The organism is Pseudomonas sp. FW305-20, assembly GCF_058788075.1.
In genome coordinates this window covers 292,615-309,842 of sequence record NZ_JBYTAJ010000002.1, presented here as the reverse complement: position 1 = coordinate 309,842, position 17,228 = coordinate 292,615, and the positions used below count along the sequence as shown (strand labels likewise).

The 17,228-nt window shown below is 57.6% G+C and carries 14 protein-coding genes; 7 read left to right on the top strand and 7 right to left on the bottom strand.

Annotation, left to right across the window (positions count from 1 at the left end):
• Positions 1-21: 21 nt before the first annotated feature.
• The 4 genes from AC3WP4_RS03270 to AC3WP4_RS03255 form a co-directional block, all read right to left on the bottom strand.
• Positions 22-681 (bottom strand): c-type cytochrome, encoded by a 660-nt coding sequence (locus AC3WP4_RS03270; protein WP_102615490.1) that lies wholly within the window; start codon positions 679-681, stop codon positions 22-24.
• A gap of 242 nt (positions 682-923) precedes the next feature.
• Positions 924-1,580 (bottom strand): dienelactone hydrolase family protein, encoded by a 657-nt coding sequence (locus AC3WP4_RS03265; RefSeq protein WP_102615491.1) that lies wholly within the window; start codon positions 1,578-1,580, stop codon positions 924-926.
• 105 nt (positions 1,581-1,685) lie between these two features.
• Entirely contained in the window at positions 1,686-2,567 is an 882-nt protein-coding gene (locus tag AC3WP4_RS03260) for a universal stress protein (protein WP_102615492.1), read from the bottom strand.
• Between the two features lie 95 nt (positions 2,568-2,662).
• The gene (locus AC3WP4_RS03255; RefSeq protein ID WP_158242636.1) at positions 2,663-2,830 is read right to left on the bottom strand and encodes a hypothetical protein; all 168 of its coding nucleotides are present in this window, start codon (positions 2,828-2,830) and stop codon (positions 2,663-2,665) included.
• A 133-nt stretch (positions 2,831-2,963) separates the two neighbouring features.
• Here AC3WP4_RS03255 and AC3WP4_RS03250 point away from each other — a divergent pair, with 133 nt between their 5' ends.
• Positions 2,964-3,530, top strand: a complete 567-nt coding sequence (locus tag AC3WP4_RS03250; protein ID WP_102615493.1) for a phosphoribosyltransferase family protein — start codon at positions 2,964-2,966, stop codon at positions 3,528-3,530.
• A gap of 38 nt (positions 3,531-3,568) precedes the next feature.
• The gene (locus tag AC3WP4_RS03245) at positions 3,569-4,534 is read left to right on the top strand and encodes a ribose-phosphate diphosphokinase (RefSeq protein ID WP_102615494.1); all 966 of its coding nucleotides are present in this window, start codon (positions 3,569-3,571) and stop codon (positions 4,532-4,534) included.
• A gap of 269 nt (positions 4,535-4,803) precedes the next feature.
• On the opposite strand, the gene AC3WP4_RS03240 is transcribed toward AC3WP4_RS03245, so the two are convergent.
• Positions 4,804-5,691, bottom strand: a complete 888-nt coding sequence (locus AC3WP4_RS03240; RefSeq protein ID WP_102615495.1) for a universal stress protein — start codon at positions 5,689-5,691, stop codon at positions 4,804-4,806.
• A 263-nt stretch (positions 5,692-5,954) separates the two neighbouring features.
• Here AC3WP4_RS03240 and AC3WP4_RS03235 point away from each other — a divergent pair, with 263 nt between their 5' ends.
• Positions 5,955-7,007, top strand: coding sequence for a phosphotransferase (locus AC3WP4_RS03235; protein WP_102615496.1), 1,053 nt, complete (start codon positions 5,955-5,957; stop codon positions 7,005-7,007).
• A gap of 21 nt (positions 7,008-7,028) precedes the next feature.
• Here the strand turns inward: AC3WP4_RS03235 and groL are convergent, their stop codons facing one another.
• Positions 7,029-8,645: a chaperonin GroEL gene (gene groL / locus AC3WP4_RS03230; RefSeq protein ID WP_102615497.1), complete on the bottom strand. Its 1,617-nt coding sequence runs from the start codon at positions 8,643-8,645 to the stop codon at positions 7,029-7,031.
• Between the two features lie 386 nt (positions 8,646-9,031).
• On the opposite strand from groL, the gene AC3WP4_RS03225 reads away from it, so the two are divergent.
• Both AC3WP4_RS03225 and AC3WP4_RS03220 read left to right on the top strand, forming a co-directional pair.
• Positions 9,032-9,274: a hypothetical protein gene (locus AC3WP4_RS03225; RefSeq protein WP_102615498.1), complete on the top strand. Its 243-nt coding sequence runs from the start codon at positions 9,032-9,034 to the stop codon at positions 9,272-9,274.
• A gap of 227 nt (positions 9,275-9,501) precedes the next feature.
• Positions 9,502-10,536 carry an AAA family ATPase gene (locus AC3WP4_RS03220; RefSeq protein ID WP_256581272.1) on the top strand — a complete coding sequence of 345 codons (1,035 nt, stop codon included), beginning with the start codon at positions 9,502-9,504 and terminating at the stop codon, positions 10,534-10,536.
• 43 nt (positions 10,537-10,579) lie between these two features.
• Here AC3WP4_RS03220 and AC3WP4_RS03215 read toward each other — a convergent pair whose 3' ends face one another.
• On the bottom strand, positions 10,580-11,002 hold the full coding sequence (locus AC3WP4_RS03215) for a hypothetical protein (protein WP_102615499.1): 423 nt from the start codon (positions 11,000-11,002) through the stop codon (positions 10,580-10,582).
• Positions 11,003-11,407: 405 nt separating this feature from the next.
• Between AC3WP4_RS03215 and AC3WP4_RS03210 the strand changes: the two genes are divergently transcribed.
• Positions 11,408-11,677, top strand: a complete 270-nt coding sequence (locus AC3WP4_RS03210) for a DUF1652 domain-containing protein (protein ID WP_074876648.1) — start codon at positions 11,408-11,410, stop codon at positions 11,675-11,677.
• 566 nt (positions 11,678-12,243) lie between these two features.
• Positions 12,244-17,076, top strand: coding sequence for a M10 family metallopeptidase C-terminal domain-containing protein (locus tag AC3WP4_RS03205; protein WP_074876644.1), 4,833 nt, complete (start codon positions 12,244-12,246; stop codon positions 17,074-17,076).
• Positions 17,077-17,228 lie beyond the last annotated feature (152 nt).

The following is a 17,228-nucleotide window of genomic DNA, read 5'->3' as shown; positions in this document are numbered from 1 at the left end:
ACCGGAAAACAGCAGAAGCCACTATTTTTTTGCCCCGAGTGTCGCCATGTAATTTGCGACAGATTCGGCATCTGCATCAGACAGTGAATGATTCACCTGCTTCATCAGGGTGTCACTGCTGTGCTGGTCGGTCTGTTGAAGAACCTTGATCCGGCGACTCATATAGTTTGCATGTTGGCCGGCCAGGCGAGGAAACCGACCATTGCCCTGGCCGTCAACACCGTGACAGGAACTGCACTGTGGGACGCCAGATTCGGGCAAACCCTTGAGAAAGATCAATTCACCGCGCGCATCAGGTGTATCGGCATCAGCCTTCATGGGGCTCTGGCTTGAAAAATAATCTGCCAGTTCTGCTATCTGGGTCTCTGTCAGATGGGTAAAACCCCACATGTACTGAGTCCCGGCTTTATCGCTGCGAGCATGGTCCTTGAAGTCAGCCAGCTGCAATATCAGGTACTCTTTTTGCTGACCGGCCAGCTTGGGAAATGTTGGTGAAATCGACTCCCCCGTCAGCCCATGGCATTGGGCGCAAACCTGGTCCGCCATGGCGATACCAGACATCGGCGACGTTGTTTGCGATGTCTCTTCACTCGTACTGGTACAACCCATAAGCGCGGCTACGCAGAGGGCAAGAGTGAGATGTGATTGGTTGAAAATATTCTTCGTGCCAAATGCTTCCATGATCTACGCCCCTGCGTTCAGCGGATCAATACGCGTCGCTCATCTACGTTTCAATTCCCTCTGAAAAAACTGCCTGGTGACACCCCTTGGCTGGAGCCTAGCTACACGCGGAGCATTTACAAGGTCAGAGGCAAAGGCGCCATTCAGGTCTACATTCGCAATATCCGTGCGGGCTTGATGCCCTGTGAGCAAACCGGAAATCGAAACCTATCCGTTTGGCGGGTGAGGCCGATCAAGAGTTGTCAGTCGGGGTCATGCAGATGCTTTTCGAACCAGTCGCCAGCGAGTCTGGCGACTTCCTCAAGGGCTCCCGGTTCTTCGAAAAGATGGGTTGCGCCCGCCACGATTTCCAGCTGCTGCTCACATTGCAAGGCATGACTGCTTTGATCATTCAATTCGAGCACCACCGGGTCCTGGGCGCCGACGATCAGCAGAGTGGGCGCCTTCACCTGCGACAATGCCATACCCGCCAGGTCGGTGCGCCCTCCCCGGCTGACCACCGCATGCACCGCCTCTGGGCGCACGGCCGCCGCCAACAACGCTGCCGCAGCACCGGTGCTTGCGCCGAACAGACCGATTCGTAGCGGGTTTAATTCCACATCCCTACCGACCCAGTCGATGACCTCCACTAGTCGCCTGGCAAGCAAGGCGATATCGAAACGTAGCTCTCGGGTGAGATTGTCCAGGCGTTGCTCTGGCTCCGTGAGCAGATCGAACAGCAGCGACGCCAGCCCCCGCTTGGCCAGCGACTCAGCAACAAACTGATTACGCGGGCTTGTACGACCGCTGCCGCTGCCATGCACGAAAACCACCAGAGCGCTGGCGCTGGTCGGCAGACGCAAATCGGCTGATAACTCAACATCCCTCAAGTCCAGCTGCCGACTTTTCAACTCAATCATCGACGTTCCCCTGAGTCGAGGCACTGGTGGCAGGCGCTCGCTGCCAGGACCGCATTAACAAATCGATGACTTCTTCGTCTGAAGCCACGGGCAAGGGTGTCCATTCTAGACCGCCAGAACGTTGCAAGGCACTTGGTACAGTATGTGTTCGGTCGTGCTGCCCAGCAGCTTCTCCAGGCCGTGGTACTGAACTCTGCCCATCACGATCACATCTACCTGCTGCTCGTTGGCAAAATCGCTCAACGCCGAAACCGGGTGTCCGAGAACAAAATGCCGACGGTCCGAGGGAACGCCGTACCGTCCTGCCAATTTCATGAACGATTGTTCCTCGGTTGTGCGCAACTCTTTGGTGATGTCTGAAAGCGCCAGACCACCCATGTCCGCCAGATAGACACCCGAAAGATCGCAGGCATATAGCAGGTGCAACTCGGCATCGCACTGCAACGCCAGGTTGGTAGCTTGCTGAATGATCCGCTCATTCAGCTCGCTGTTTGCCGGCTCTGTACCCGATGCGTCAACCGCCGCCACGACCTTGCGCGGCAAGGCATGGCCGCCGCCCACCAGATAGACCGGTATCGGGCAGTGGCGCAACAAATGCCAGTCCAGCGGGGTGAAGAACGCGCGTTTGAGAGCCGATTCGTGCTGCACTTCCTTGATCAACAGATCGGGCTGCATTTCCGTGACGTGATCAAGAATGTCTTGCTTCATGTCATTGGCCCACGTCACCTCCGTTGTCACTTTGAGCCCGAGAGCGTGGAGATTGGTTGCCTGGTTCGTCAGCCAGTCTCGATGGTCCTGGAGGTAGCTCTGCCGGGTTTTTTCCTGCACGCCTTCGTCAAGCAGTGACAGTATCTCCAACGGCTTTACGAACGCGGCAATATGCAAGCTTGCGCCGCTAGCCTTGGTTAGTGCGGCCGCATGGTTTATCGCAGGGGAGTGGCGCAGGGCCGGGTTGATGATGAGTAACAAGCGTTGATATTGGCTCATGATCTGACTCCAGGCAGATGGGACTCGACGTCCACCGCTGCCCCATTGCTGTGGCCAGCCGTAACGTCTGCGCCGGATCAGGCACCAGCGTTGATTCAGAGTCCTCCGTTGATGTCGCCCTGGCGTTGATTTATATCAAATCCCTGCGTAACACCGATCAATGGAGCAACGCCGCTCATGGATTGAACTTTCATTTCACCGTACTTGATCAATATCAATAGGGCCGAGCCAAGCGCGATTACGTTGGCAAAATGGAACAGCATTTTTTTTTGCTGTGCTCAGGACTTTGATGCATGCCGGTTCCTTGATGGTGTGACGCCCCCACCACACCGGACGCTGCCAGCAGCGCAGTCCCTGCATCATGATTGACCCATCGATTTTCGATAGGAGACGGCTATGCCGACCCAGCTTGCGAATCAGCGGTTACGCTTGTACGACAGCGATGAACTCGATGGCGTGCTGCAGGCGATGGCGCGCCAAGCGGCGATATTGTTGCCGCCCACTCAAGCGGCACTGATTGGCATCCAACGTCGAGGCGAGCCTCTGGCACAGCGTTTACAGCAGCATCTTTCGCGTCAGACCGGCCAGCCAGAACTGCCGCTTTACCCCCTGAAGGTCAAGCGCTATGCCGATGACCTCGAGGTGCTGCATGCATACACGGAATTGACCGAGAACCCACTTCTGGGCGAGCTGGACCTTGCCCATACCACCCTGCTTGTTGTCGACGATGTGCTTTTTGAAGGTCATTCACTCCTGCGCACCTGTGCCTATTTGGCGCAACTGGGGGCTCGTCGGGTCTACACTGCGGTATTGGTTGACCGGCATGTTTGCCAGCAACCGATCCATGCCGACATTATCGGCGTGCATCTGCAAGTTGCCGCCCATGACATCGTCGAATGCAACGTCCCGCCCTACGAAATGGAATTCTGCATTGAAGTTTTGCGTCATGGTGCTGCCCGATGACGGCGCAACTGTTCGATAAGCCTCAAAGGAGCCAATACATGCTCACCGATCGCCCGCTTCTTTTTGCCCTGCAAGGCAGTGAGCACTATGCAACCCGCGTCGCGCAGCGGCTTGGCTGCCAACTGGCCCTGCATGAAGAGCGCGACTATGAAGATGGCGAGCATAAATGCCGACCGCTGGCGTCGGTTAACGGTCGCGAGGTCGTGGTGTTCCATTCTTTGTATGGGGATGACCGACAGAGCGCCAACGATAAGTTGTGTCGCCTGTTGTTCTTTTGCGGAGCACTCAAGGATGCCGGCGCTCGCCATGTGCAGGTCGTAACTCCCTACCTCTGTTACGGACGCAAAGATCGTCGCAGCCAACCTCAAGACCCAACGATCACCCGCTACCTGGCGACCATGATTGAAGCCTGCCACGTAGATCGTCTGGTTGCCCTGGAGGTGCATAATCCGGCAGCGTTCGACAATGCCTTTCGCATTCCAACGTGGAACTTGCAGTGCACAGAATTATTCGCCCAGCATTTCGCCAGGTTCGTCGGCGACGCCGACGTAGTGGCGGTGTCGCCTGATTCCGGTGGAGCCAAGCGCGCCGAACAGTTTCGCCGGGCCCTCGAACGACATCTGGGACGCTCAGTGGGCAGCGCACTGATGGAAAAGCACCGTGCTCACTCGACGCTGACGGGCACCCTCTTGGTTGGCGAAGTATCGGGTAAGACAGCCATCGTTTTCGACGACCTGATCAGCACCGGTGAAACGCTGAAGCATGCGGGCCTTGCCTGTCAAAAGGCTGGAGCCACCCGATTGTTCGCAGCGGCGACCCATGGCCTGTTCACTGCTGGCAGTCATCAGTTCGACAAGCCGCTTTTCGAACAGATTGCGATCTCTGACAGCGTGCCTCCCTTTCGCCTGCCCCCCGAGTGCGTGACGCAGCACTTGCACATACTCGACACCACCGGCCTGATAGCCACGTTGCTGGCTGAAAATGGAGCATGGGGTACCGTCTGAGCAGGTGAAGCTGCTCGTCCTGATCAGCTAATCTGACCTGCATCAGATGGATGTTCTGCGCTTCCACCTCCCAGGAAAAGGCCTGCCGAGCTTGCACGCTATCGAGCCAATTCGGCGCTAACGGCAAGTTGGCCAGGGTTTTCTTGATGACCGCCGGATGCATGGTTGCCCCCTTGAGAGCGCACTGTTTAACGGAGCCAACTGCCCTTCCTGGCCATTCCTTGCGCAGCGCTGACCCGCCGTTGTCGATAGTCGTCATCGGTCCGTCTTTAAACCGCCAGTACGCTGCAAGGCACCTGATACAGAATATGTTCGGTCGTGCTGCCCAGCAGTTTCTCCCTCCCGTGGTACTGAACTCTGCCCATCACGATCACATCCACGTTGTGCGTGTTGACGAACTCGCTCAGCGCCGAGACGGGATGTCCCAGAGTAAAATGCCGACGGTTTGCAGGCACACCGTACCGACCGGCGAATTTCAGGAACGATTTTTCCAGCTCTTTACGCAGCCCCTTGGTCAGCTCAGACAGTTTTAAACCACCACCCAATTCCTCTAGGTAGTCTTGCGGAATGTCATAGGCATACAGCAGGTGCAACTCGGCATCACACTGTATGGCGAGGCTGGAAGCCTGTTGGATTATGCGGTCATTCAATTCGCTGTTCTCAGGCCCATCCGCCGCCGCATCAACCGCCGCCACGATCTTGCGCGCCAGGGCATGGTGAGCTCCACCCACCAGATAAACCGGTATCGGACAGTGGCGCAGCAAGTGCCAGTCCAGCGGGGTGAAAAACGTGCGCTTGAGCGCAGATTCATGCTGGATTTCCTTGATCAACAGGTCAGGCTGCAATTCCTTGACGTGATCCAGGATGTCTTGCTCCATGTCATCAGTCCAAGCCACCTCGGTGGTCACCTCGATCCCTCTTCCACGCAGTCGTTTGGCCTGGTCCTTAAGCCAATCGCGATGGTCCTGCAGGTAACGCGCCCGAGCCTTTTCCCGGTCGCCTTCTTCGAGCAGCGACAACAGTTTCAACGCAGGAATCAACGTCGCAATATGCAAACGTGCACCGCTGGCCTTGGCGAGCGCTGCGCCATGGTCGATTGCCGGAGAATGGCGCAGGGCCAGGTGGGTGATGAGTAACAACTGTTGATACTGGCTCATGATCTGACTCCACGCAGAGAGGGCTTCAACGTCTGCCGCTGGCCTCGAAGGACTCAGCCGTTGCGTCCACGCCGGACCTGGCACCAGCGTTGATTCAGGTTGCTCCCCTGGACTGTGCCTGACGTTGATAAATATCAAATACCGGCGTGAGGCCCGCCGTAAGATGCGCAGCCTTTCATTGCACCGTACTTGATCAATATCAATTGGAGCGGGGCCTCCTTCTTCACACTGCCAAAAAGCCCGCACACGGCGTGGAGGCAAGAATGAACAACCTGCAAGACGAGGTCATAGCCTTTCTCTCCAGACCGTCCAGCTATGGCACGTCAAACCAGCCAGTGGAGCGTATCGAGACCCATGGTTCGGTGATCTTTCTGCATGCCGACCGTGCCTACAAACTCAAACGCGCCGTGGCGTTTGCCGAGCTGGATTTTCTCAGTCTGCAAAACCGCAAAAACGCCTGTCAGGCCGAGTTACTACTCAATCGACGAACAGCGCCGACGCTGTATTTGAGCCTGTGTTCGATCAATCGCCAGGCGAATGGCCAGCTGGCGCTCAACGGTTGCGGACAGGCGGTTGACTGGCTCGTGGTGATGCGTCGTTTCGCTCAGGATCGGCTATTTGACCGCATGGCCGTTGAAGGACATCTGACCGAACCGATAATCGAACAGTTGGGGGCTGAGATCGCTCGCTTTCATGCGAGCGCACAAATCACTCCGGCTTTCGGCCGCACCAAGAACCTGCATGAAGAAATAGAGAAAAACCATCGGGAAATGTCTCGCTACCCATCTATCCTCGACATCGCGACCGTCACGGCGATTGCACACAGCTCCCGGACCCAGTTGCAATCGTTGAGCGCGGGCCTTGAGGCTCGTCGCCGCGCGGGGCTTGTTCGCCGCTGCCATGGTGATATGCGCCTGGCCAATATCTGCCTGCTCGATGGTCAGCCGACACTCTTCGATGGCATCGAATTCAGTGAGCGGCTTGCCTGCATCGATGTGCTCTACGACCTGGCGTTTGTGCTGATGGACCTGCAACACCATGGCCTGAACAGGTTAGGTGCGCGTCTGTTGTCCAGTTACATCAACCACTGTGTTTGGGAGGAAGATTGCAAACCCTTGGCGTTTTTCCTTTCTTTGCGGGCTGCCACGCGCTGCTTCTCCCTTGCGAGTGCAGCGCTACGTCATGCCGATCCGGCCAAGCGTTACGAGAAAAAAGAAAAAGCTGTGCAGTTGATGCACCAGGCACTGAATTACCTGCACGGCGAAAATCCGCTGCTCAGTCACCTGGCGTTAATCGAGACGTCTTCGTATACGTGAGCGTTACCCCTTTCACAGCCATCACTCAGGGAACGGTGGCTGGGCAGGTGATTCCTTTTCCGGGATATCAGTCATGGTCGCCTCTGTCAGCAACAAGATACTGGCGACTGAAACAGCATTTTCGAGGGCAACACGCACCACCTTCGTCGGGTCAATGATGCCGGCTTCGTACATGTCGACATAGCAATTGGCGGACGCATCGAAGCCAATGTTCCCAGGTTCCGCAAGCATGCGCGCAACCACGACGCCGGCATCCACTGCCGAATTTTCAGCGATGAGTCTGGCCGGGGCTTCCAGCGCTCGGCGAAGAATCTGCAAGCCGGTCCTGGCATCCCCCTCATAGCGGGCCTCTTCGGCTGCGATAATCGGGACGGCCTTGAGCAGCGCAAGACCACCCCCCGGGACAATGCCCTCGGCGATTGCCGCCCGGGTCGCTGAGATAGCATCATCCAGTGCATCCTTGCGCGCCTTCATTTCGGCTTCGGAAGGCGCCCCGACCCGGATCACCGCGACACCTCCAGACAGCCTGGCCAGTCGTTCCTGAAGCTTTTCACGGTCGTATTCGCTGGTGGTGGTGTCCATTTGTGCGCGGATCTGCTGCAAACGCGCCTCGATGGCCTCGTGTGTACCGGCGCCCCCTATCAGCGCAGTGCTGTCTTTTTGCACCACGACTCGATGAGCACGTCCCAACTGGTTCAGTTCCACCTGTTCGAGGGTGACGCCCAGTTCGTTGGAAACCACCGTTGCACCCGTCAGAACGGCCATGTCCTGAAGCATTTCCTTGCGCCGATCACCAAAGCCTGGCGCCTTGATTGCCACCGCTCGCAAAACACCTCTTATCTGGTTGACGACCAGTGTGGTCAACGCCTCACCTTCGATGTCGTCTGCGATCAACACCAGCGGTTGCCCGCTTTTGGCAACGAGCTCAAGCAATGGGAGTAAGTCTTTGAGTGCACCGATTTTATGGTCGCAGAGCAGCAAGTAGGCATCATCGAGTTCGACCTGCATCTTCTCGGCATCGGTGACGAAATAAGGTGAGACATAACCCCGGTCAAACCGCATGCCTTCCATGACCTCGACCACAGTTTCGGTGGTCTTGGACTCCTCGACACTGACGACGCCTTCAACGCCGACCTTTTCCAGGGCGTCTGCCACCAGCTGACCGATGACGGCATCGTTATGCGCCGACAGCGTGGCGACCTGGGCCTTTTCCTTGGGAGTGCTGACTGGGCGCGACTGGGTTGCGAGGGATTCCACGACCAGCAACAGCCCACGATCCAGGCCGCGCTTGAGGTCGATCGCACTGGCCCCGGCAACGACGTTGCGGATGCCATCGGCCAGGATTGCATGGGCCAGCACCGTTGACGTACTGGTTCCGTCCCCTACCGCATCGCCTGTGCGCTCGGCTGCCTGACGCAGCATTTGCGCGCCCAGGTTTTCCTCGGGGTCGAGCAGGTCAATGCGTTTGGCGATCGTGACGCCATCATTGCAGACCGTCGGATTGCCCCACTTGTTCTGGATCAATACCGATTTTGATTTCGGCCCCAACGTCACGCGCACGGCGTCCGCCAACTGTGTGGCGCCACTCAGGATTTTCTCGCGAGCTGCAGCACGAAACACGATTTTAGTGTGAGCCATCAGGGTGCTCTCCAGGCCGGGTTTACAACAAGTGTGTTTTGGCAGCTTCTATGAAATGGCCCGAGCGACGTTGACTTTTATCAACAAATTGACAACGCCTCCAAGCCCCAAGCCGCCCGGATAACCGACTGTCAGCTCACGCCCCGGAATTGACAAAGATCAATTCGCGCAGCAAGAAACCGAGTCCAAATGAAAATGTAGAAAACAAGGTGTGTTCAGCGGGGTGAACGTCGAAGGAAGCTGCTATTCGGTCACAGCCGAGCATGCCCTGGAGCGTCAACTGGACACGTGACGAATAGAACCGGGCGCGGTTGTCTCAATATGGAAAGTTGAGGGGGATCAGGACACCCAGCTCACCTTTTTGTGCTTCCAGAAGGAGTACGACCATGGCCATCAATGAATCAGCCATGCAGCATGCAGCCAACCTTGAATCGATCAGCCGCAGCAAGGCGTTGTTTTTTGAAGCCGACCGTCTGAACGATCAAGCCTACGCACTGTTGAGCGAGCCCGTTTCGACTCAGATCATCCATAAGTTTTCTGACGCAAAAAAACGGGCGGATGAAAAATACCAAGAAGCCTGGCAGGAGTGGTTGCATACCAGGGCGAAAACAACCGATGACAGAACGTGAATGAGGGGCGCTTTGGTAAAACGGTCTGTTTGCGGATTTCAGTGGTGTTCTGTTGCACTTTGCTCAGGACATCAAGCGTTATCGAAGCCTGGTGGTTGGATGCCGAGTCCGCCTTCAGCGCCCCGCTGTTTCCTCAAATACTGACAAAGCTCAACGTTTTACTAACACATAGGGATTTAATGATTCCATCCTGATGCCCCGATCAAGGGGTCTGTGAATTGGTGGACATGCTGCTGGAAAAAGACGCCAGGCTGGTTCCCGTCGAGCGCACCGGGATCCAGTTGGGCCAGACCACCAATGCACGCTTGGTATGGCTTGCTCCAGAATCGGTGATGCTGGTCATTGGAAATTCGGGCTCTGGCAAATCCAGCTACATCACTTGGCTGACCGAACGTATGGTCGAGGCTCACCAGGGATTTTGCATCATTGATCCCGAGGGTGACTATCTGACCCTGGACAATGCGGTAACGGTTGGTGGCCTGACCGTCCCTCCGACGACAGAAGAGTCGGTCCACCACCTTTTACAGGCGCAGCTCAATGTAGTGGTCAGCGCCCTTGCTCTGGATCCGGCAGCACGAGTGCAACTGTTCGGCGAACTACTGCCCTTTATCCAGCATCTTCGCAGCGCTTCAGGTCGGCCGTACTGGCTGATAGTGGACGAAGCTCATTACATGCTTCCCCACTGTGCCGATTGGCCGCCCGGTTTTCTCGGAAACATCGGTGCAATCATCGTTGCCCTCGACTTCGATCAGGTATGCCCAGCCCTCCTTGAGGGGGTAGACGTGCTGGTGCCACTAGGCAGCACCGCCAGGGAGTTGGCCGAACAGTTCGCCAAACGCATGCGGCGCCGGAGTCCCGAGTTTCCGGAACGCTCTCCAGGCCTCGAACATGCCTGTCTCTGGAACCTTCATGAAGGCGATGAGGTGACCCTGCTCAATCAGGTTCAGCCCAATCAAAAGCACCATCGCCACAGCGGCAAGTACGTCGCTGGGGATGTCGGCGCATGGCATTCATTCCACTTTCCTACTCTTGGCCAAAGTGCCTCGAACCTGACTGAGTTTTTGTCCTCGTCATCGCAGCTTGCGGACCTCCCCCTTCGCGAACATATGGATGCGGGGGATTTTTCCAATTGGTTCCGCAAGGTGATTCGGGACGATGTGCTTGCCAATAAGACACACCTTATTGAAACAGACAGAACACTGGCGCCCAAGAATGCATTGGAACAGATCACGCGCCTTGTGCAATCGCGCTATCACCTCTAGGAAATCACGGCTGAACTACATGGGCCAGCCCACCGTCAGGCGCTCACAGGGCATTGATACAGTCCGAACCGTCCTCCTCCGTCACAGGTTCAAGGGCTAGAGGATCAAGCCTGTGCCTATCGACCAACGCCAGGCGCACCATACCGTTTTTGTCGAGGAGCTTGTGTGCCAGGCATTCACACAAAGATCGAAGCAAGGTATTTGTAAGGGACTCTATGCCGGCATTCTCAAGCTCTATCTCGAATCTCGCGGTGCACGTACTTATCAAATCCTGCATGGCGCGAGAGGCGAATTGAAACGTTGCAAGATAAGCCATCGCCAGCGCCAGCAGGATCGACAGCAGGATGATTGCCTTGCGTTTCCAGGGCCTGGTGCCCGACCGATGCAGGTGCCCGAGTGCCAAGCCTTTGCCCGAGCACCAGTCGTGTACCGCGTGAATCCTGCTGACAAGCTTGTTGGTTGTCATGACCGGACCTCTCGCCCATGTTTACCAAAATCATGGCGCCGATAGACAGATGCCGTTTGACCTGGATCAACTTGCGCGCGAGCGGTTCCCCTTCATCGTGCCCTGTGCAGCGTGAAAGGGGTGGTAGCCGGATGTTTGGATGTTTGAAGGGATCCGAGTACACGTCTGGGCGGCAGCTGGCGAGATAAACAAAAAAACCTCTCTGAACGACCGCGACGAATGCGCCACCTTTCAAGGCTGCCAGAGAAAAACGGTCTAATCCCTCCGGGAGCTTGAGGAATACACTTGATGAGGGGCTCCTGGCCAAATGTGTTTAGGGAGCCCACCAAGCATCTACTTTCCAGGAGCTTCCCCATCCACGTCTGACAAAAGTCATTTGGCTGACTCCCGTCAAGGTATGTCGCCATGTTATCGACTCTGGAACTGCGCCATCTCGTAGAGCAAAGCTTTCTGCCGACACGCTGCGACTGTACGGTAGATCCACCGGCAACGCTGACCGTTCGTTTTTATCAGGGCACCTCGAATCAGGAAATCCTGACGGTCACCGGGATCCCGATTGCCCCGCTCAACAACGGTTTTGCCATCGAGACCCTTATCTCGGATCTGCGCAACGACCTCGATCGTGTCAGCCCTGTTGCTCCCCGCTACTCGGCCAATCATTTTGAGAAAAGGTAGCAGCGAACACGAAAGCAATAGCAAGCCGGGCATCAGGCCCGGGCCGAGAGCTATCAGCTTGCCGCTTATTCCCTATCTTCCAATTCTCACGCCTTCCACTGCCTGGGCATAACGTTTGGTCGCCTCAGTCACCAGGCGCTTTCGCTCCTCTCGGTCGATGAAACCTTGTCTCAGGTACACCTCTACCAGTCGGAGCAATTCTTCATATTGCTCCTGCGCAGTCATGCGGATATCAGAGCAATCCAGCAAGTTATGCCACGTGGCTAGCGCTTGTGATTTCCGGTCTTCGTACATGGCACCCGTTTCCAAGGGCTGTATGCGGTAGAGACTGCCAACTGGCGAGACGTTCACCGGGGACGACATACGGCATCTCGCGCTACCTGACCCAGCGTCAATAGAACGTTGTTTTTTCGAAAGACCGCATAACCGCTGATCAGTTAGTTCGGTTTTTTGACACTTCCCCGATATGTGGTCACAACTTTTGCGCTCCACCGGGTCATAACACGGTAGCCGCCGATGGAATATTGGCATTTATCGTAGTTTCGGCCTGATATGGAGATAAGCATATGATTTTTAACGTACAAAATTTTGGCGCCAAAGGAGATGGCATCACTGACGACACCGCGGCTATACAAAGTGCAATTGATGCAGCGGCCGCCGCAGGGGGTGGGCAGGTGTATATGCCGACCGGAACTTATATCGTTTCGGGAGGCGAAGAACCCTCCGACGGTTGCCTGATGCTCAAGAGCAACGTCTACCTGTACGGCGACGGCATGGGCGCAACTACGGTCAAAGTGGCTGACGGCTCCGACACCAAGATCACGGGGGTCATCCGCTCTGCCTATGGCGAGGAAACCCACGACTTCGGCGTCAGCAATCTCACCATTGATGGCAACCGTGACAGCACTACGGGCAAGATCGACGGCTGGTTCAATGGCTACATTCCCGGCGAAGAAGGCTACGACTCCAACGTCACCCTCGACAGCGTCGAAATCAAGGATTGCTCCGGGTACGGTTTCGACCCGCACGAGCAGACCGTCAACATGGTCATCAAGAACAGCGTGTCCCACGGCAATGGCCTGGACGGTTTCGTGGCTGACTTCCTCAGCGACAGCACCTTCGAAAACAACGTCGCCTACGACAACGACCGCCACGGTTTCAACGTTGTCACCAGTACCCACGACTTCACCCTCACCAACAACATTGCCTACAACAATGGCGGCAATGGCATCGTGGTGCAGCGCGGCAGCGAAGACATCCCCTCCCCCAGCAATATCACCATCACCGGTGGCGAGGTGTACGGCAACGGCGCCGAAGGGGTGCTGATCAAAATGTCCAGCGAGGTGACCGTCAGCGGCGTTGATATTCACGACAACGCCAGCGCCGGGATTCGCATTTACGGCAGTAACCACGTCGAGGTCATCGACAACACGCTCACCAACAACTCCCTGGGCAACCCCGTACCGGAAATCATCATCCAGTCCTACAACGACACCCTGGGCGTGTCCGGCAAGTACTTCAACGGCAGCGATAACACGATCCAGGGCAACATCATCACCGGCAGCAACCTGTCGACCTACGGCGTTGCGGAGCGCAATGAAGACGGCACGGATCGCAACGCCATCATCGGCAACACCATCAGCCACACCAGCAACGGTGCCACGCTGGTCTATGGTGACGGCAGCTACGTCAGCGCCACGGTGCCGATGACCACCGTGCAAGGCACGGCTGGCAACGACACCCTGCTGGGCAGTGCCGCCAGCGAGATTTTCTATGGCGTTGCCGGCAACGACACCATCAATGGTGGGGCCGGTGGCGACATTCTGGTGGGCGGTGCCGGTCTCGACAAACTCACCGGCGGTGCCGGCGCCGATACGTTCCGTTACGTCGCTCAGTCCGACAGTTATCGCAACGCAACCACAAGCTTCGATGACACCATCACCGACTTCGACGTCACCCAGGACAAGATCGACCTCGCAGGCCTCGGTTTCACCGGCCTGGGCAATGGCCGTGGCGGCACCTTGCAGGTCAGCTACAGCGCCAGCAACGACCGCACCTACATCAAGGACTACGATGCCGACGCCAGCGGCAATCGCTTCGAGTTGATTCTCTCGGGCAACCTGGCCAGCACCCTGACCGCCAGCAATTTCATCTTCAACCGAGTGATCACCGGCACCAGCGGCAGCGACTCGCTGTTGGGTACCGACTCGGCCGACACCCTGCTCGGCCTGGCGGGCAACGACAGCCTCAGTGGTGGCGCGGGCGACGACAAGCTCGACGGCGGTGCCGGTATGGACTCCCTCACCGGCGGCACTGGCGCGGACATCTTTGCGTTCTCCAATCGCCTGGACAGTTACCGCAACTACAACACCGGCGGTGCCAATCTTAGCGACGTGATCACCGATTTCGATATCGCCGCCGACAAGATTGACCTCTCGGCCACTGGATTCACCGGCCTGGGGGATGGCAAGAACAACACCGTGTACGCGGTGCTCAACAGTGCCGGCACCAAGACTTACATCAAGTCCCTGACCGCCGACGCCAATGGCAACCGCTTCGAAGTGACACTGGACGGCAACTACCTCAACACGCTGACCAGCGCCAACTTTGTCTTTGCCACTTCGCCAACGGTCAACCATGCGCCGGTGGTGGCAACGGCGTTGCTGGATCAGAGCGCGACCGAAAACACCCCGTTCAACTACGCGGTGCCGGCCACCAGTTTTACCGATCCGGATAACGACAGCCTCAGCTACACCGCGACCCTGGCCGATGGTAGCGCCCTGCCCGCCTGGCTGAGCTTCAATGCCACCAACCTGACCTTCACCGGTACGCCGACCAGCACCGCCTCCGGCAATTACAACGTGCTGGTCAAAGCCACGGACCCAGCCGGTGCATCGGTCAGCGATAGCTTCGCCCTGGCGGTGGCCGATGCCCCCGCCCCCGTTAACACCATCACCGGCACCAACAACGCTGAAAGCCTCAACGGCACGGTGGGCGAAGACCTGATCCTCGGCCTCGGTGGCAACGACACAATCAAGGCCGGCACTGGCGCGGACATTGTCGACGGTGGCGCCGGACGCGATTCGCTGTACGGCGGCGACGGTGCCGACACCTTCCGCTACACCAACTTACTCGACAGCTACCGCAATTACGGCACTGGCGGTGTCACGGCCACCGACACCATTTATGACTTCACCGTGGGCGTCGACAAGATCGATGTGTCGGCCCTGGGCATTCTCGGCCTCGGCGATGGCAGCAATGGCACGTTGTACATGACCCTCAACGCGGCCGGCGACAAGACCTACATCAAATCCGCCGAAGTCGACGCCAATGGCAATCGCTTCGAAATCGCCCTCAACGGCAACTACCTCAACACCCTGACCGCCAGTGATTTCGTGTTCGGCGAACGTGCTCAGCAGGACATCCTCTACCTGCCTGTCCTCGGCCAATCCAATGCACGCCTGCTGCGCATGACGGAAGACGACAATCAGTCCGGCACCTCGATGCTGGTCAACGACCTGGACCGCTACACCACCTATGACGTGCGCAGCCAGTTCAACGACGCCGATGGCAACGGCATCGACCTCGCGGTAGGCGGCAGCACGGTCACCGGCCTGTCGACCCTCAGCGCCGAGGAACTCAAGTTGTGCTGGTGGCTGACCGACACCAACCAACCCGGGCCTGCGCTGTTGCGCGCCGAGACGCTGCTGCGCGAACAGCTCACCGAACTGCAATCCATCGATAACGTCACCATGGGCATCATTTGGGGCCAGGGCGAGGAAGCCGCCCAGGAGATCGGCCGCGCCACGGACAAAGCAGCGGCAGCGGCGGCCTACAAGGCCGCGACCCTGAAGGTGTTTGATTACCTGCATGCCCAGCTCGGCAACTTCAGCGTGTACATGATGGAAACCGGTCACTACGATCAGGGCGCTGCGCGTACCCGCGGTTATTCGGAAGAGAAGATTGCCTCCATCGTCGAGGGGGTTGGCTATGTTCGCGCCGCCCAGGAAGCCATCGCCGCCGAGCGCAGCGATGTCAAGCTGGCGGTGGACTACACCGACCTCCCATTGCGCCACGAAGTCGACCCGCAGGCGTATCCCGACGACGTCTGGCACCTGCACGAAGAATCGGCGGAAATCGTCGGCCAGCGTCTGGCTGACTACATCGCCAGCGACCTTGGCTTCCAGGGCAACCCTAATGACAACAACAGCGTGCAGGACATTTTCGACAACGCTCAGAACATGATTTCCGGTACCGACCAGGCAGATACCCTGGTGGGCACTTCGGGCAACGACACACTCGATGGACGCCTGGGCGCCGACACTATGACCGGTGGCGATGGCAACGACATCTATGTAGTCGATAGCGCGTCCGACCGCGTGGTGGAAAGCAACACCTCGACCTCGCAGATCGATACGGTACAGGCCTCGGTCAGTTGGGCCCTGGGCGCCAATCTCGAGAACCTGGTGCTCACCGGTGTGTCGGACATCAACGGTACCGGCAATGAGCGGGAAAACTTCATCACCGGCAATGCCGCCAATAACGTGCTCAATGGTGCGACAGGGGCCGATACCATGACCGGCGGCGATGGCAACGACACCTACTATGTCGACAACGCCGGCGACAGCGTGGTCGAGATCAGCAGCAATGCCGTGTCTGGGGGGATCGACCGTGTACATAGCAGCCTGACGGCTTATACCCTCAGCAACAATGTCGAGCATCTGTATGTCGATAGAACTGGTGCCGCCAATGGCACGGGCAACGCGCTGGACAACACATTGTTCGCCGGAGCCGGCAACAACGTGCTGGACGGGCGCGATGGCATTGACACGGTGTCTTATGAAAGCGCCCTGTCTGGCGTTACCGTAAACCTCTCGACGTCAGCGCAACAAAACACTGTGAGTTCGGGGCTCGACACCTTGAAATACTTCGAAAACCTGACGGGAAGCGCCTACGCCGACAGTTTGTCCGGCAACAGCGCCGCGAACGTTCTGAACGGGGGCGCGGGTAACGACACGCTGGTGGGCGGTTCGGGCGATGACCGGCTGATCGGCGGAGCCGGAACCGACAACCTCTCCGGTGGCACAGGCGCGGATACCTACGCATTTGGTGCGCTGTCGGACATGGGCGTCGGGGCGTTGCGCGATGTGATCAACGGTTTCAAGACCACCGAGGGTGATCATCTGGACTTCACCGGCCTGGACGCCAACCCGCTGACCGCCACTGTCGACGCCTTCACATTCATCGGCAGCAATGCCTTCGACCCTGCCAACGCCACCGGCCAACTGCGCTTTGCCGATGGCATTCTCTACGGCAGTGTCAACGCCGATGCCACCCCCGAGTTCGAGTTCGAACTGGTGGGCGTCAAGGAGCTGCACGCCAGCGACTTTACAGCCTGAGTCAAGCCCCAAACCTGTGGGGGCGGGCTTGCTCGCGAAGGCGGCGGTACATTCAGCACTGATGCAAGCTGACCCACCGCTATCGCGAGCAGGCTCACTCCTACAGGAGATTGGCTGCGCTACAAATATCGAGGACAGCCGCAGATCAAAAT

What these genes read in the sequence shown, in the direction of transcription:
- AC3WP4_RS03250 (WP_102615493.1), top strand. Translation starts at nt 2,964, where the DNA reads ATGCCGACCCAGCTTGCGAATCAGCGGTTACGCTTGTACGACAGCGAT.
- AC3WP4_RS03220 (WP_256581272.1), top strand. Translation starts at nt 9,502, where the DNA reads ATGCTGCTGGAAAAAGACGCCAGGCTGGTTCCCGTCGAGCGCACCGGG.
- AC3WP4_RS03225 (WP_102615498.1), top strand. Translation starts at nt 9,032, where the DNA reads ATGGCCATCAATGAATCAGCCATGCAGCATGCAGCCAACCTTGAATCG.
- AC3WP4_RS03255 (WP_158242636.1), bottom strand. Translation starts at nt 2,830, where the DNA reads ATGCTGTTCCATTTTGCCAACGTAATCGCGCTTGGCTCGGCCCTATTG.
- AC3WP4_RS03240 (WP_102615495.1), bottom strand. Translation starts at nt 5,691, where the DNA reads ATGAGCCAGTATCAACAGTTGTTACTCATCACCCACCTGGCCCTGCGC.
- AC3WP4_RS03205 (WP_074876644.1), top strand. Translation starts at nt 12,244, where the DNA reads ATGATTTTTAACGTACAAAATTTTGGCGCCAAAGGAGATGGCATCACT.
- groL (WP_102615497.1), bottom strand. Translation starts at nt 8,645, where the DNA reads ATGGCTCACACTAAAATCGTGTTTCGTGCTGCAGCTCGCGAGAAAATC.
- AC3WP4_RS03260 (WP_102615492.1), bottom strand. Translation starts at nt 2,567, where the DNA reads ATGAGCCAATATCAACGCTTGTTACTCATCATCAACCCGGCCCTGCGC.
- AC3WP4_RS03245 (WP_102615494.1), top strand. Translation starts at nt 3,569, where the DNA reads ATGCTCACCGATCGCCCGCTTCTTTTTGCCCTGCAAGGCAGTGAGCAC.
- AC3WP4_RS03215 (WP_102615499.1), bottom strand. Translation starts at nt 11,002, where the DNA reads ATGACAACCAACAAGCTTGTCAGCAGGATTCACGCGGTACACGACTGG.
- AC3WP4_RS03265 (WP_102615491.1), bottom strand. Translation starts at nt 1,580, where the DNA reads ATGATTGAGTTGAAAAGTCGGCAGCTGGACTTGAGGGATGTTGAGTTA.
- AC3WP4_RS03235 (WP_102615496.1), top strand. Translation starts at nt 5,955, where the DNA reads ATGAACAACCTGCAAGACGAGGTCATAGCCTTTCTCTCCAGACCGTCC.
- AC3WP4_RS03270 (WP_102615490.1), bottom strand. Translation starts at nt 681, where the DNA reads ATGGAAGCATTTGGCACGAAGAATATTTTCAACCAATCACATCTCACT.
- AC3WP4_RS03210 (WP_074876648.1), top strand. Translation starts at nt 11,408, where the DNA reads ATGTTATCGACTCTGGAACTGCGCCATCTCGTAGAGCAAAGCTTTCTG.